Raw genomic sequence first — 15422 nt, 5'->3', positions numbered from 1 at the left:
CCGGTTAATCATTCCTGCCTGATGCCAACACGCTTATTTCCCTATTTTTACGGTCGTGAAGAAAAACTATTGGTTACCGGGTTGTATCGTTTCGCTGGGCGTAGCGCTCATCGGCACCTCTCCGCGACTGGTAAAACTGGATGTCATCCCCTGGGATAAGGTCGCCATTACAGTGCTGTATAACTTTCTTTTCTCTATGTGTTGCTGGATCTCGCATATCTATATGCTCCGCAACATGAAAGATGTTACCGGTAAAGCTGCCCGGTTCTGGCTCATGCTGCTGGCGGTTTCTGTGATGGGCATCTTCCAGCTGCCTTACGACTGGGCATTCTCTCAGTTTACGGACAACATCCTGCTGTACCAGGAGCTGACCATCCGGCAAAAGCAGGAACTGCTGCTGGTACGCGGTTTCGAATTCTCCGCCCTCATCTTTCTTATCGTCAACTACCTGCGTATGATCCTGCTGCGCCAGCGACAGGCAGAAGAAATTGCACAGCTCAAAGAAACCCGCCTGGAAGCCTCGCTTTCATCCCTCAAGGAACAGCTCAGTCCACACTTCCTTTTTAATACACTCAACACCCTGCACTCCCTGACACAGGAAGAAGCCGCAAGGTCGTTTATCGACGCACTGGCAAATGTTTACAGGTACGTGCTGCAATATAAAAATATCAATCTGGCAACACTCAGACAGGAGCTGGAGCTGGTGGAGAATTATCTGTATATACTAAAAACAAGACTGGAAGATGCCTTTGTAGTAGATATACAGATTGCCCCTGCATTATTGAATACACAGATACCTCCGCTGACGTTGCAGCTGCTGATAGAAAATGCGGTGAAACATAATGTGGCCAGCGTGTCCAGACCACTAACCATTCAAATCACCAACGAAGGGAACGACTGGATCGTCATCAGCAATAATTTTCAGCTGAAATCGACCGTAGGAGCCACCACAGGGAATGGACTCAGTAATATCATGCAACGCTACCGCCTCCTCTGTGAGATGGATATCGTCATTGAAAAAACACCCGCGGCATTTACTGTTAAACTACCCGTGATAAGATGAAAGTACTGATTATTGAAGATGAAGCAAAAGCAGCGAGGGAGCTGGCATCCATACTCCAGGAGCTGGATGGGGAGATAACCGTGTTGGCTACCACTGATTCAATAGAACAAAGTGTCGCCTGGCTCCAGGGAAATCCTGCACCAGACCTGATCTTCTCCGATATACAGCTGGCTGATGGCCTGTGTTTTGACATATTCCGTCAGCAGGAAGTGCAAAGCCCGGTTATCTTCTGCACCGCTTTTGATGAATACCTGATGAATGCCTTTGATACCAATGCCCTGAGCTACCTCCTCAAACCAATCACCAGGGAGAAGGTGAGCAAGGCATTGCAGAAGTACCAGGATATGAAGGCGGTATTTCAGTCGCCGGTGGCGCAGGAACAACTGCAAAACCTGATGGGACAGCTGAAAGTAAGTTATAAATCAGCCCTGCTGGTATATGAAAAAGATAAGATCATCCCTGTACAGGTAAAAGATATTGCCTGCTTCTACCTGGATAAATCTCAGGTACACCTGACTACCTTTCAACACCATCACTACCTGCTGTCATCCTCGCTGGATGAGCTGGAGAAGATGATTGATCCGGCTTTGTTTTTTCGTGCCAACCGGCAGTTTCTGATCAACCGGCACGCGATCGCCAATGCTGCCAGGTTTTTTGCGCGTAAGCTAGTACTGCAGCTGACGGTAGAAACAGCCGAAACAGTGGTAGTTAGCAAGGCTCGTGCCGCGCAGTTATTGCAATGGATGGAAGCCAGCTGATGTCCGCTTTAGTGATCAAATTGCCCGCCTGACACATAAACTGTTTCCTGATAAATGAATATTGCCACAACTTTACGATATAAATAACAGGAGCCGCCAGCATAACAACAATGATTTTTCGTGCATTCGTTACTGTTATACAAACCAGCTGACGGCGCCTGTATTCCTTACATATGAAACGTACGCTATTTTTACTGGGTTGCCTATGCCTTTCCCGCTTCGCCGGCGCACAGGTCAGGTTCAATTCCCTGGAAGAGATATGGCGCTATGCCGACAAAAACAACATCCAGCTGCTGACGGCCGCTGGTAACCAAAGCATGGCGTCCGACAATGTAAAGCAGGCCTATGGCGCACTGCTGCCAACGGTGACAGCCACCGGCGGATTCACGGATAACGTGAAAATTCAGTCAACGCTGATACCAGCCAACCTGTTCAATTCGGCGGCACCGCCCGGAACCTTTACCCAGGTGGCTTTTGGGACGAAATATATTTATAATGGCGCCATCGCGGCACAGCTGAATATATTAAATACACAGGACTGGTTCCATATCAAAGCCGCCAGACTAAATGAGGAACTCGCTGCACAGAATATGGCCAAAACAAAAGCAGATCTCTATACTCAACTGGCAAATGCCTACTATTCTTACCTGCTCCTCAGGGAAGCCGCGCATCTCTCCCAGGAAAATCTTCGCACTACATCTGCTATTTATGAACTATCTGACAATAAATACAAAGATGGACAGATCAGCGAAGTAACCCTGAATACCGCAAAGATCAACAGGGAGAAGGCCGTGAAAAATCAGGATATCGCCCTGCAGCAACAGGCTGTACAACTCAATAACCTGAAACTGATGCTGAATATTAAGGATAGTCTGGCCCTGGCTACGGTACTCTCTGCTACTGAATTACAGGCTGCCGGTAAAAATGTTTTTGAAGAAGATCCTGCTATACGTATCGCCTATACGCAGTTGCAGCTTTCTAAGAATACCCTGCGCAATTCCAGGGCTGCACTGACGCCTGTGTTGTCGGCCTTTTATCAGTACAGTACACAGATCGCTGCCAACCAGTTCGTGAAGTTTGAAAACAGTAGTAACACGCCGGCACAATACTGGGGACTGCGACTGTCGGTACCCGTATTCAGCGGCAATACCAAACGCTATGAAATCGCTAAGAACAAAACAGATTACAGCAATAAGCAATTGTTATATGATAATGCCCGCCTGCAATCGCAGATCAGTGACGAAAACCTCCTGATCAGCTACCACAGCGCACAGCAGGCCTTTTTGCGGGCAAGAGATATCCTTGACCTCTACCGCAAAAATGACGAGCATGCCACGCTGCAGCTACAGGAAGGTATTATCTCCCTCGACGACAGATTAAAAGTATTCGCTGACCTGATCACCAATCAAAACGATTACCTGCAAAGTATGAGCGACTATTTCATACAGGAATATAATATGCAGGTACGTCAGACAAAATTTCAATAAACAATGAACCGGAAAATAATTACTGTTAGTGTTTTAGCTGTTGGAATCATTTCCTGTAAAGGGAAAACTGAAACCTATGTGTCGCCGGTGACGGCGCCAATAACAGAAGCGGTATTCGCACCCGGCCATATTGAGGCTGGTAAACAGTTTTCGCTGATGGCCTACTTCGATGGCTATATCCGTGAAGTGCCGGTAACGGAAGGCGACCTCGTAAAAAATGGTCAACTGGTGGTACAACAGGATAATACCACTTCGGCCATACAGCAGCAGGCCGCCACCGAAAACCTGCATATCTCACAGCAACAGGCTTCCGCAGCTTCCGGCGTGCTGCAACAATTGCAGGCACAGCTCCGTTCCGCAGAACAAACCCTGCTGAACAATCAAACACAGTACGACCGTATGGCACGGCTGCTGGCCACGCATTCCGTTTCTAAACTGGATGCCGACAATGCAAAGCTGGCCTACGATAACGCCGTTGCCAATGTAGAGGCGATCAGTCAGAATATTGCAGCAACGAAGCTAAACCTGCAGCAGTCGGTAGTAAACAGCCGTAGTTCACAGCAGACTGCCGCCGCCAATACCCAATACTATAACCTCGTAGCACCGGGTAACTATAAAGTATATACGCTGCTCAAACGCAAGGGTGACTTCGTAAAAAAAGGTGAAGTGGTAGCCATGCTGGGCAATCCTGACAGCATGATCGTGGTGCTGAATATTGATGAAACCAGCATCGCTAAAGTACAGCTGCAACAAAAAGTGCTGGTAGCGCTCAATACCGAAAAAAGTAATACCTATACAGCGCATATCTCCAGGATATACCCGCAGTACGATGATAACCTCCAGGCTTACAAGGTGGAAGCGATCTTCGACAGTCTGCCGGCCCGCCTGATCAACGGCACATTGCTACAGGCCAACATTATCGTTGGCAGCAAGGATAAAGCCCTGCTGGTGCCAAGGTCCTGTTTAAGCCCGGATAATAAGGTGATCGTACGCAACGATAAAAAGAACGATACCATACTGGTGAAGCCGGGCATCATATCTACTGATTGGGTAGAAATCCTGCAGGGTGTAAGTATGTCTGATAAATTATTAAAAGCATACTGATGTATGAAGCGAAATATTAATACAGAGATTGCGTTCACCTACCTTACCTCCAGGCCGAAACAAACGATCGTAGCGGCGTTGGGAGTAACCTTCGGCATCAGTATGTTTATCTTTATGAACTCGCTGATCAAAGGTACCAACGACTGGTCGGAGAAGATCATGCTGAACAGTACGCCGCACCTGCGTCTCTACCACGATAATGAAATGAGTAGTCCGGATATGCTGAATAAATACCTGGGCAAAAAAACGTATAACCTGATCAGTAATCCGCAGCTGGTATACAGCGATAACCGTATTACCAATCCTGATGCGGTGATGCAGCAGCTCCGCAGCTGGCCGGAGGTAACGGCTATCAGTAAACAGGTGAGTGCCAATGTGATCTATTCCAGTGGCAACGTACAGGAAAACGGCAGCGTTTACGGGATCAGTGTAGCAGAGCAGGACAAGATGTTTGATATCACCAGTACCATGATATCCGGTACAGTAAGGGATTTACAGGATAACCAGCAGGGTATCATGATAGGGTCAGGGCTCGCGGAAAAACTTAACCTGAAAAAAGGAGACTATATCACACTGACTGCCTCCAATGGTATCAGAAAACGTTTAACCGTTACCGGTATATTCAAAACCACCATCAAGGCGGTAGATAATACCAAAAGCTATGCTAATATCGCCATCTCACAACAGTTGTTGCAGAAAGACAGAAGTTATATAACAGACATCTACATCAACATAAAAGATCATAAGCAGACAAAAGATATTGCAGCCGCTATGCAGGCACGTACCGGCTATACGGTAGAGACCTGGCAAACCAGCAACCAGCAGGCACTTGCCGGGCAAATCATTCGTAATGTAATTGCCAATGCCATGGTGATCACGATCCTGGTGGTGGCCGGCTTCGGGATCTATAATATCCTGAATATGGTTATCTATGAAAAGATCAAGGAAATCGCCATTCTTAAAGCCACTGGCTTCCAGGGTGCACATGTAACGGGCATCTTTATACGTCAGGCACTCCTGATAGGGCTTATTGGCGTAATAACAGGTATGCTCTTCGGATGGCTCATTTCCCTGGCGGTTTCCAGGATATACCTCGGATTGGGCAGTGTGGCCTATCTGCCGATGGCCTTCGAATGGCCTATCTATTTCCAGGGTGGCCTGTTTGGAATAGTGACAGCCTTTTTCGCAGGCTATATCCCGGCACTCAAAGCCTCCAAAGTAGACCCTGTACAGATTATCAGAGGATAAATGAAAGCGTATGAACACGGCACTGAAAGCAGAAAAAATCAATAAATACTTTGATGCACCTGAGAAATTCAGGGCGTTGCAAGACCTCAGCTTTGAAGTCGATAAAGGGGAATTCGTATCCATCACAGGGAAGTCTGGTTGCGGTAAGTCTACGCTGCTGTACATCCTGTCTACCATGGATACCGACTATGAAGGTATGCTGAGCCTGAATGGTGAGCCTGTCACTGGTAAAGGACAGAATGCGCTGGCAGCTTTTCGTAATGAACACCTGGGCTTCGTTTTCCAGTTTCATTACCTGTTGCCCGACTTCAGCTGCCTGAAAAATGTGATGATCCCGGCATTGAGACTGGGGCATAAAACCCGGGAGGAGATAGAGCATAACGCTTATGAGCATCTGAAAAATCTGGGAGTGGGAGAGCAGGCCCTGAAGGCGGCTTCGCGTATTTCCGGCGGCCAGCAGCAGCGTGTAGCCATCGCCCGGGCACTCATCAACAATCCGGCTATTATTATGGGGGATGAACCTACTGGCAACCTCGACAGTAAGAATACGGCGGTTGTCTTCGATATTTTCAAGCGGCTGGCGGCAGAAGAGCACAAGACGATTATCACCGTCACCCATGATAACGACTTCGCCATGCGCAGCGACAGGGTCATTGAAATGATGGATGGTCATATCATCCACCATGGCCGGTAAACAGGGATTTCGTTAATTTTTGTTAACGACATAACAATTTACTGCGCCACTGCGTTTTTATGGCGGTGCGAAGTTTTCCTAAGCACAATTAGCAATCTGACATTTAGCAATTATCAAAGCGATAAGTCTCTATAAGGTAGAGACTTATCTTTTTATAAAATGCCAGGTGAATCCACCGGTGATCATCCGCCCTGGCTGTGCCGGCATCAGGTAATCTGTATAGCCGGTAACGTTATCAATGCTGCACTTCAGCTCCAGTTTATCTTTCCACAGTCGTTTCTGTACAGAAAAGTATAACAGCGTATAGCCCTTCACGAAAACATCGTAGCGATCGATATAACCGTTATTGTCGAGGTCCAGGAAGCCATATTTGCCCCGGTAGGTAGCCCGGAGAGAAATACTTAGCTTCCACGGCGCCCAGGTATAATAGGCCTGTATATTGGCCATATGCCTGCTTCTGTTCGGTAAGCCAAAATAGTCTCCCACAGTGGCGGCACGGATGCCATTCTCTGCCCGCACCTTTGCATAGGCCCCCGCACCCGCGCGGATGCTGTCTTCCACATCTTTATTCTTTGCTATCAGGTACTGGTAGCCTCCGGTGATTTTAAGGTCCTGTACCGGCCTGATTTCCATAGAGGCTTCGAGTCCGGTTGTATATGCCCTGCCCAGGTTGAGGTAGGAAAATAATTGTTGCCCGTTGCGCATAATGCCCACCTGTTCTGTATTGATGAGGTGACGGATGTTATTATAAAACCCATTAACGGCAACGGTTATACGCGAACCAGGCCGGAAGGTGGCCGTCAGGTTATAGCTGGTGGCTGTTTCCGGCTGCAGTGGTTGAATGCGGCCGGCATTGTCCCATACCGATTGCAGGAGTCCTGCCTTTTTCAGGTCGGCCACGGCCTGCGTGAATATATTGGCGCCCGCAACGGTATAACCCTGTGTGATATTGGTAAACAGCTGGTACGACTGTGCATAGGTGGGCGATTTAAACCCCTGCCCAACGGAGGCTTTCAGTTCCAGCCATTTCACCGGGGTAACGGTGCCGCCTATACTGGGATTGAACCGGCCGCCGTAAAAACTGTTGCCATCATACCTTACGCCTGCTACCAGTGCGTACCCCGACTTCCATTGGTAATTTGCCTGCACATAGCCGAAGTAATTCGTTTGTGCCGGCACCCGCTGCACCTGCACGAGTTGCTGTAGCTCTCCGCCTACGCCACCGGTAAACTGGAGTTTGTTCTCCAGGTAGTCGCTGCTCCCTTGTAGTTCCAGCCGGTGAATGTTTTGAGAGAAATCATTTTCCTGTAGCAGTTTTCCGCTATCGTTGATTTTGACCGACTGGTCTGTCTGGTACCAGGTGAAGTAATATCTTGTCAGTAATTGCGTATGCTCGTTTACGTTTGTATTCAATACCAGTGCTGCATTCAGGTCATTTTCCTGCAATCTGTCGCGGAAGGGCTGTGCGCCGTACGATCGGTCCATCACTGAATTGCGGCTGGCATACCTGCCGCTGAACTGCAGGGTGTTGTGTTGATTCAGCTGCCAGGAGCTCCTGCTTTGCAGCGTATAGCTGCTATAGGGTGGAGAGGTCTGTCCGCTTTGCAGGTATTGGTTATTGACATTAAATCCTGCGGTACGGTAGTAGTCTGCCTGGAGCTGCATACTGCCTTTCTGTTGTGCAAAAGGCATGGCTGCGCTGGCACTGATATCTGCTGTATGGAAGCTGCCATACAGGGCGGAAACACTGGCTGCGGCTGATGTTACCGTTGGCCGGGTAATGATATTGATCACACCGCCCAATGCTTCACTGCCATACAAACTACTTGATGCGCCTTTAATAATTTCAATACGCTGAATATCGTGTATGCTTAGCCGTGAGATATCAAAATTTTCATTGAAGCGGCCGGAGAGTGGGAGGCCATTGAGCAATACCAGCACGTAGGCAGAGCTGAAACCTTGCATTTGTATGCCTATGCTGCGGTTGCCGGCGCCAAGGTCGCTGACAACGGCCATGCCGGTTTGTTCTCTTAATACTTCATCCAGCCGGCGGCTGCCCATTTGTTGTATGGTTTTGGCATCGATCACCAGTGTAGGGTTGGCAATTTTTTTTATGTTGATGAGATCATCGGATTTTTTATAGGAAGATGCCTGCACCTGTATTCCCTTTAAATGGTGAATACCGATATTATTGGTGGTATCACCGGGAATAGCGGATGTCTGGCGGGTGCTGTCTGACAGAAAAGGCAGCAGCAGGAGTAATGTATGCAGCATCAGTATCTGAACTACGTTAAAATCGCAAAGGTCTTGTTTGCCGTTGGTCTGTCTTGGAGAAAGTCTTACCCGATACGGAGAATACAGGGCTGTGGCCGGGGTGCTGAGGGGGAAAATGTTTTACCATAAACGGAAATATAGTTTTGTCAGATGTAGCATGACAAAGGTTTTTCCCATATCGACAAAACAAGTTCCCGTTTGCGAAAGTGATCAAGGCTGCTAATCCCTTAATATTGCTGTGTTCACCTATTCTGTAATTAATATAAACACCATTGTCTGCAATTTTATCTGCCCAAACGATGCTATTCGATGCCTGCCCTTTTAATATCAGTGGAAGTGAAACGCTGCGCCAGCGTAAACATGCACTTACACAGGCGGGGCATACCGGTACTGTTCAGGAGGTTCTGACTCCTGACGGTATTAACCTGGGCTATTATAATATCCGTTCCGACAAGGACGGAAGCGTGGTGTTTGCCAATCAGCAGCCGTTCCTGCAACTGAGCTATACGCTGAGTGGGAGTAAGAGTTATAGGGTGGATAATGGTAGTCGTATATTGGCTACGGTCGGAAAACAACAGTATAACTATCTGTTTTTCCCCGAACAGGATATACAGCTTAGCTGGAAAGCTGATGAGCCGCTGGAGATCTTCGAGCTGGGCATGACGCCTGAGTTGCTGCTCAATATGATGCCGGAAGAACATCCGCTGTACCCCATTTTCCAGGAAAGCCTGCAGCGTAATATGCCGGTACAGCTGAGTGAAAACAATCTGCCTTTATCTGCCAATATCAGCACTATTTTGTATGATATGCTCAACTGCCCGCTGGACGGCCGTTATAAGCAATTGTACCTGAAGGCAAAAACAACGGAACTGCTGGCCATTCAGCTGACACATTACGAAGAAATAGCAGGATTGAAGAAAAAAGAAACGACGGCCAGGGCTTTAAAGAAAGAAGATATTGAAAGGATGCACCTGGCAAGGGATATCATTATCAGGAATATTAATAGTCCTTGTACCCTGATAGATTTATCTCATCAGGTGGGTACCAACGACGCTTACCTGAAAAGTCACTTTAAGCAGGTGTTTGGCACTACCGTATACGGCTATCTGCAAAATATTAAAATGACACATGCACGCGAATTGCTGACAGAAGGGAAGAGCGTTTCAGAAGTGGCTTACCTCTCCGGATATAAGCATACTGCGCATTTCACGCGTGCTTTCAAAAAACATTTCGGTTTCTCTCCAGGCATCATGAAGCGTTAACGATATACAAAATTGAAGCAACAAAAGTTGATCATCGGGCGAAAGCCACCGCGCGCCTTCAAAAACCATTTTGGATTCTCTCCGGGAATTATGAAGCGTTAACGATATACAAAATTGATGCATCGAAAGTTGATCACCGGGCGAAAGCCCACTGCGCGCCTTCAAAAAGCATTTTGGATTCTCTCCAGGCATCATGAAGCGTTAACGATATACAAAATTGATGCATCGAAAGTTGATCATCGGGCGAAAGCCCACCGCGCGCAGCGCGGAACCAACCAACTGATACCGAAGGTATCAGTTGCAAAAAAATAACACAGATAAACAATAGGCTATTGCAATCTGTGTTATTTTTTAACATTAATTAGATGAAATACTTTTGATACATCGATTTAAGAGAATAAACCCATTAAGCTCAAGGCACTTCTTTTGCTACCCAGTAGAAAAACACCAGCCATATCAATCCTTTGATCAGGAAGAACATAAATCCCCAGAATCCAAGGCGTTTCAGCCACAGGTATATTTTTTCCTTTTTAGTAGATGTAGACATTATTCACTTATTACCTGGTATATTTTAAAGTCGCTCCGCATGGGCGCCGGCTTGCCTTCTGCTTTGGCTTTTGCGAGGTCTTCGAACCCGCGTTTATGTCCGGCGATAAATGCTTCTGATTTTGTCCAGTCTTTAAATGCCTGTTCATTTTCCCAGTAGCTGACGATGAGGTAGTCATCGCCTGGCCTGGCAGGGCGCAGTACATGCATATTGATGAAACCCGGCATGGTGTCAATGGCGTGGGCACGGGAAGCAAACAACTGTTCAAATCTTGCGGTATATTCTTCGTTGCATTGTATGTAATTGATCGCTACAAAATTCTTATTCATTTTAAATTTTTTTGTTGAGATATCAAAGGTATAATTGTCATTTGAATGTCATGAACCGAATCCGGAATTTTCACTTACCATTTCGGGAGAAACAATTTTCGGCCTGAATAAGCGGTTCGCCCGTCCATCATTCCCGCTATATCAAAATCGGGGGATAGAGGGAGCGCCCGCCGTCAGGGGCTCAAATCTACACCAGGGCCGAAGTTCGCCGCCGCCATCATTTGCTCCTTTCTAAATCGGGGGCCGGGGGGTATCGCCCACTTTTCAAACCTGTGATGCCTTCGGCATCACAGGTTTGAAAAAAGAAAAATCGCGTTGATCCACAACAGGAACGACGTTTTCCTTAACGGGTTGCTAATTCTCCGAACATGGTCATCATAAACCCTCAATTTTGCATCATCCATTCAACTATGATCTCGCTGTATGAAGAATCTTATTTGCTTTTCACTAATCATCCTCTCACTGGCATCCTGCTCCAAATCTGCAGATAACACGCCACAGTCAACAGATCGCGCCATAACGGTCTCCGATCTGCCAGCCGATACTACCGCCGCTATGGGAGAAGGTGTGGATGGCAAACAATCAAGACCCTTCTACACGGTGACCTTTAACCTGAACACAAAAGAACATCATACCATTCATAACGCGGCCGACTCTACGCAGTACCTGAAAAATACCAACTGGGACATCGCCTTCTCCAAAGAATATAATTCCTATGTGGTTACCAATAACGGCACCATCGCCGGAACGCCCGGTTATGGCGGTCCAGGGGTTGGCAGACTGGTTATCGTGGAAAAACCCTTCGACCAGGTGACAACAGCCCCTTCGGAAGAAATATTCCAGTCGCAGGGACTGGCAGGAGTAGGGTGGGACAATGGCAACGGCTACGGCTGGTTCTTCTATTCCTTGAATAATCATATATGCGTGCCCGTCAGAAACCGCACGTTTGTAATAAAAACGGCCACAGGAAAGTTCGCCAAACTGGAATTGCTGAATATCTACAAAGGAAATCCGCCGGTGGTAACAGATTTGTTCTGGCCCGCGCCATACATCACTTTCCGGTATTTTGTTCAGGAAGATGGCAGCAGGGACCTGCGTAATAAATAACATCAGTTTTTATAGAAATTTTTTATGAAGCTATCGCGATTAAAATGGCGGTCTGCCAATGTTATGCTCATAGCAGTGCTGCTGAGTGCATGTTCGAAAGAAGATAAAGATAATAACGTATCTCCCGGACCCGCCGATGGTACGGTGAAAACAGGCGTGTACCAGGTGGTAAACCTGGTCGCTGATACCAGTGCATCCTCCGGAAGCAATGCCGAAGCATTGTACTACAGCCTCGAACAGAATAAGGTGATTCCTGCGGCACAACGCCAGACCAATAACTGGGACATCGTTTTCTACGGAATTTATAACAGCAGCATATATCCTAATAACGGTGCTGCTGCGGGTTCTCCTGGATTCGGTGGCCCCGGCAGCGCTAAAATTTATGTTGTCACAGACCGGAAATTCGATGCGCAGTATTATGACACGGTCAACTTCAAACCTAAGTCGCTGCCCATTCCGCGCGACCTGTGGACAACCGCTTTCAAAGCCCTGAAAACAGTACCTGTTACTGACGACAAACTACTTACCCGCGACGCTGGCCTCGACCATTTTCAAAATGAATTTGACGGCTGGGGGTACTACGACTTCTACGGTTCCCTGTTCCCGGGCAATGATAAAAAAACTCACGTCGTATATGCCTTGCCGAGAGTGATGATCGTGAAAACTACTAAAGGACATTACGCTAAAATCATCATTGAAAATATCTATAAAGATAATCCACAGGACCCCAGCCGCGACAATAAACCCGGCTATGTGACCTTCCGGTATGCCATCCAGATGGATGGTAGCACCAACCTGGATATACAATAATAAATAGCTCACAAATGATTATGAAACATTTATACCTGCGATGTATAGCTGGTATCGGCCTGCTATGTGCCTGTACGAAAACGGAAACAGTGCCTTATGAAGCAGCCGCCACTAACCTGATGCTGGAATATAAAATCGTAAATGTACAGGGAGATCCTATCTATGGCGCCATTCAGCATAATGATACCACGATCAGTCTTTATCTGCCCTTTTACAGGCAGCTGGCCACATTGGAGCCACAGATAAAGGTAAGCGCCGGCGCCACCGTTACGCCTGCCACCGGTACAATGATTGAAGACCTGCCTGCTGTTTTTCAGAATGGACGGGACATTAAATACACTGTAAAAAATACAGCTGGTAACGCCAGAGTATATACGCTGCATATCATCGCACAGCAACCAGACATGGAATTGCAGGAGCTTACCACCGACCCTGCTAACCCTGCCGAATATACGCTGGATATGAACGGTATTTATTCCAGTATCGGTATAAACCTCTATGGTAAAGGATTTGCTTCATCCAACGATATGATGAAAATCGTGCTGGTGAACGAACAGGGAAAAGAAACAGCACCGGTATATTTCTCCAGTACCAATACCAACGACCTGACTATGGTAGGTTTCAGTATCTCCAGGTACCAGGACCAGCAGGATCCCATTGTTAAAGACCTTGCTGCTACTGGATTGTATAAGGTGCGACTGTACAATTATGCAAAGGTAATCACGATGAAAAATCCTGTTCGTATCAATGTTCTCAACAAAAAATAAGTAGTACATGCACCATTCATCTACCTATATAAAAATTATGACCCTCGCAGCAGCAGCATGGCTGACCGGTTGCAGGAAAGAGACGGAATATGCGCCTTCTCCGTATAAGGAAATCGAATCGTTCAGTGTTGCCACATCGGCCAACACAATGATGTTGGGTGCTGTGGATGGCGATAGCATCCTGATATACTGGCCTTCCTATATCAGCCAGCCTGCCACGGTAATGCCTGAGATAAAAGTATCGGGAAAGGCCACCATTACGCCTGCATCAGGCACAGCTATCGCGCTGGCTACGGGCACAAAGTATACCGTTACCGCAGCAGATGGCAGTAAGAAAGCCTATTTCCTGAAGCTCATCATCAATCAACCCGGCATTCAGGTAAATGAAAATGCTTCTTATGCTGCGGTGAAAGGAGGGGTAATATCCATCAATACCAATAAAGACGTGAAATACCTGGTAGAAGATGCCACTGTTACAAAAGCAGCACTGGTTGGTTCGGATGGTAAGGAAACCTTATTGTCTGTGGCTTTTGCCACACGCAACAATGTTCCCTACATTGATCTCACCATACCCGATAATGAAGCGGTTAAACCGGGAGCCTATAAGCTGAAGTTTACCAGTGGCGCCGTTACTTTCACCACCGCTGCTGCAGTGGCCGGGGTATTGTACCCTGCCACGATGAAACCACAGGCCACCACGCTGAATGAAGCGGTGAGTATCAAACGTGGTGCGGAGATCACCTTTAAAGGCACCGGTTTTACGGACATGCAGGATGCCCGTGTATGGGCCTATTCGGCCACCTGGGCAGTTGTTGAGCTGGGAACGTTGAAAATGGTCAGCTTTACCGCTACTACGGCTACCTATCAGGTGCCGGCAAACTTCCCAACGGGCACCTACCAGCTGGGCGCCTATACAGATAAAGGTATGTTCATACAACTGCGTACCAGCGACTATTTCCCGGGATGGAACTGGATGAACGTGAAGAAGGTATATGCAGATGTTCCCGGCAGTGCAACTATTACAATTACAGACTGACAATAAATAACCCTTACAGCAGGAAACCACTTCTTTTTTTCAACACGATTAAACCCTATTATAATGATTACTTTTCCTAAAAACCTGACCCGTCTGACCTGGGTCGTTGTAGGTGCGAGCGCAATGTTCCTCGCTTCATGCTCCAAAAATAATGACGTTACGGCGCCTCAGCCGCTGAATGCGGGCGCAAATGCAGCTGTTGCCGGTGGCGTTACTGCATTTCTTACGGTGCCGGATGGCGGCAGCGCTGATATTACCAGCAATGGCGCTACCGGAAAAATCTACAGGGATGGTAGCATCTACCGTGTAGAGAATTTCCATCAGGCTTATTCCACAGGTTCCGGACAACCAGCAGATGGTAACTTCTACTGGAGCTTTACAGATAACGATGCCGCTAATCCGGGTACCTACAGCATTAAATTTTCTGGCGTAGCCACCGGCGATATCAGTGCCACCGGTACCAATGAGCTGCGATTCATTGACAAAGCCTTTGCCAGCGTAACTGCCAGCGACTGGACAACCGCCACTGTTCCGGATGCCAATACCATTGGCATGAACAACGTACTGGGCACTGGTGTACCACCTGCTGTGCTGGCCCTTGCCAACGGCAAAGGCTGGTATACCTATAACTGGAGTGCAGGCCACACCGTTACACCCGTTTCTGGCAGAACACTGCTATGGAAAAGTGGTACCACTGTTATCGCTTTTGATATCCAGTCTATCTATCAGAATCAGGTAACTGGAGGTACGTTTCCGTACTATCACTTCCGTTATAAAACCTTATAGTAGCATTTTGATACTGTAATTGTTGACTGCTGTGGCATAATGGCCGTTTCTACCCTGTAGATGCGGCTTTTATGCATTTCTGAATAAATAGAAAAGCACGTTTGTGAATGAATAATTTTCGTATATAGATAGGAGTAGATGTATTTATAA

15 protein-coding genes are annotated in these 15422 nt (G+C 47.3%); 12 read left to right on the top strand and 3 right to left on the bottom strand.

The window, feature by feature from the left end; all coding sequences use genetic code 11:
• The first annotated feature begins 55 nt into the window (after nucleotides 1–55).
• The 6 genes from F3J22_RS30880 (at nucleotide 56) to F3J22_RS23270 (ending at nucleotide 6354) form a co-directional block, all read left to right on the top strand.
• Complete coding sequence (locus F3J22_RS30880) at nucleotides 56–1063, top strand: histidine kinase (RefSeq protein WP_167020326.1); 1008 nt, start codon at nucleotides 56–58, stop codon at nucleotides 1061–1063.
• Nucleotides 1060–1821 carry a LytTR family DNA-binding domain-containing protein gene (locus tag F3J22_RS23290; protein ID WP_167020325.1) on the top strand — a complete coding sequence of 254 codons (762 nt, stop codon included), beginning with the start codon at nucleotides 1060–1062 and terminating at the stop codon, nucleotides 1819–1821. Before F3J22_RS30880 ends, F3J22_RS23290 begins: the two co-directional genes overlap by 4 nt.
• Before the next feature lie 173 nt (nucleotides 1822–1994).
• Nucleotides 1995–3308 (top strand): TolC family protein, encoded by a 1314-nt coding sequence (locus tag F3J22_RS23285; protein WP_167020324.1) that lies wholly within the window; start codon nucleotides 1995–1997, stop codon nucleotides 3306–3308.
• 3 nt (nucleotides 3309–3311) lie between these two features.
• Nucleotides 3312–4412, top strand: coding sequence for an efflux RND transporter periplasmic adaptor subunit (locus F3J22_RS23280; RefSeq protein WP_167020323.1), 1101 nt, complete (start codon nucleotides 3312–3314; stop codon nucleotides 4410–4412).
• Between the two features lie 3 nt (nucleotides 4413–4415).
• Nucleotides 4416–5660, top strand: a complete 1245-nt coding sequence (locus tag F3J22_RS23275) for an FtsX-like permease family protein (protein WP_167020322.1) — start codon at nucleotides 4416–4418, stop codon at nucleotides 5658–5660.
• A 10-nt stretch (nucleotides 5661–5670) separates the two neighbouring features.
• A complete protein-coding gene (locus tag F3J22_RS23270) occupies nucleotides 5671–6354 on the top strand; it encodes an ABC transporter ATP-binding protein (protein ID WP_167020321.1) in 684 nt (227 codons plus the stop codon).
• Nucleotides 6355–6498: 144 nt separating this feature from the next.
• On the opposite strand, the gene F3J22_RS23265 is transcribed toward F3J22_RS23270, so the two are convergent.
• Entirely contained in the window at nucleotides 6499–8628 is a 2130-nt protein-coding gene (locus F3J22_RS23265) for a TonB-dependent siderophore receptor (RefSeq protein ID WP_167020320.1), read from the bottom strand.
• A gap of 272 nt (nucleotides 8629–8900) precedes the next feature.
• Here F3J22_RS23265 and F3J22_RS23260 point away from each other — a divergent pair, with 272 nt between their 5' ends.
• Complete coding sequence (locus F3J22_RS23260) at nucleotides 8901–9890, top strand: helix-turn-helix transcriptional regulator (RefSeq protein WP_167020319.1); 990 nt, start codon at nucleotides 8901–8903, stop codon at nucleotides 9888–9890.
• 412 nt (nucleotides 9891–10302) lie between these two features.
• Here the strand turns inward: F3J22_RS23260 and F3J22_RS30690 are convergent, their stop codons facing one another.
• Together F3J22_RS30690 and F3J22_RS23250 are read right to left on the bottom strand one after the other, a co-directional pair.
• Nucleotides 10303–10437: an alanyl-tRNA synthetase gene (locus tag F3J22_RS30690; RefSeq protein ID WP_167020318.1), complete on the bottom strand. Its 135-nt coding sequence runs from the start codon at nucleotides 10435–10437 to the stop codon at nucleotides 10303–10305.
• Nucleotides 10437–10766 carry an antibiotic biosynthesis monooxygenase gene (locus F3J22_RS23250; RefSeq protein WP_167020317.1) on the bottom strand — a complete coding sequence of 110 codons (330 nt, stop codon included), beginning with the start codon at nucleotides 10764–10766 and terminating at the stop codon, nucleotides 10437–10439. Before F3J22_RS23250 ends, F3J22_RS30690 begins: the two co-directional genes overlap by 1 nt.
• Nucleotides 10767–11189: 423 nt before the next feature.
• Between F3J22_RS23250 and F3J22_RS23245 the strand changes: the two genes are divergently transcribed.
• The 5 genes from F3J22_RS23245 to F3J22_RS23225 all read left to right on the top strand — a co-directional run bounded on the left by F3J22_RS23245 (nucleotide 11190) and on the right by F3J22_RS23225 (nucleotide 15272).
• A complete protein-coding gene (locus F3J22_RS23245; protein ID WP_167020316.1) occupies nucleotides 11190–11873 on the top strand; it encodes an HmuY family protein in 684 nt (227 codons plus the stop codon).
• Nucleotides 11874–11897: 24 nt separating this feature from the next.
• A complete protein-coding gene (locus F3J22_RS23240; RefSeq protein WP_167020315.1) occupies nucleotides 11898–12683 on the top strand; it encodes an HmuY family protein in 786 nt (261 codons plus the stop codon).
• Nucleotides 12684–12703: 20 nt separating this feature from the next.
• Nucleotides 12704–13450 carry a hypothetical protein gene (locus F3J22_RS23235; RefSeq protein ID WP_167020314.1) on the top strand — a complete coding sequence of 249 codons (747 nt, stop codon included), beginning with the start codon at nucleotides 12704–12706 and terminating at the stop codon, nucleotides 13448–13450.
• Between the two features lie 7 nt (nucleotides 13451–13457).
• Complete coding sequence (locus tag F3J22_RS23230; RefSeq protein ID WP_167020313.1) at nucleotides 13458–14486, top strand: hypothetical protein; 1029 nt, start codon at nucleotides 13458–13460, stop codon at nucleotides 14484–14486.
• A 63-nt stretch (nucleotides 14487–14549) separates the two neighbouring features.
• Entirely contained in the window at nucleotides 14550–15272 is a 723-nt protein-coding gene (locus F3J22_RS23225; protein ID WP_167020312.1) for a hypothetical protein, read from the top strand.
• Nucleotides 15273–15422: the final 150 nt, after the last annotated feature.

This window comes from Chitinophaga sp. Cy-1792, from assembly GCF_011752935.1.
Classification (GTDB): domain Bacteria; phylum Bacteroidota; class Bacteroidia; order Chitinophagales; family Chitinophagaceae; genus Chitinophaga.
The sequence above is the reverse complement of the archived record's forward strand: the minus strand, read 5'-3'. Positions and strand labels throughout refer to the sequence as shown.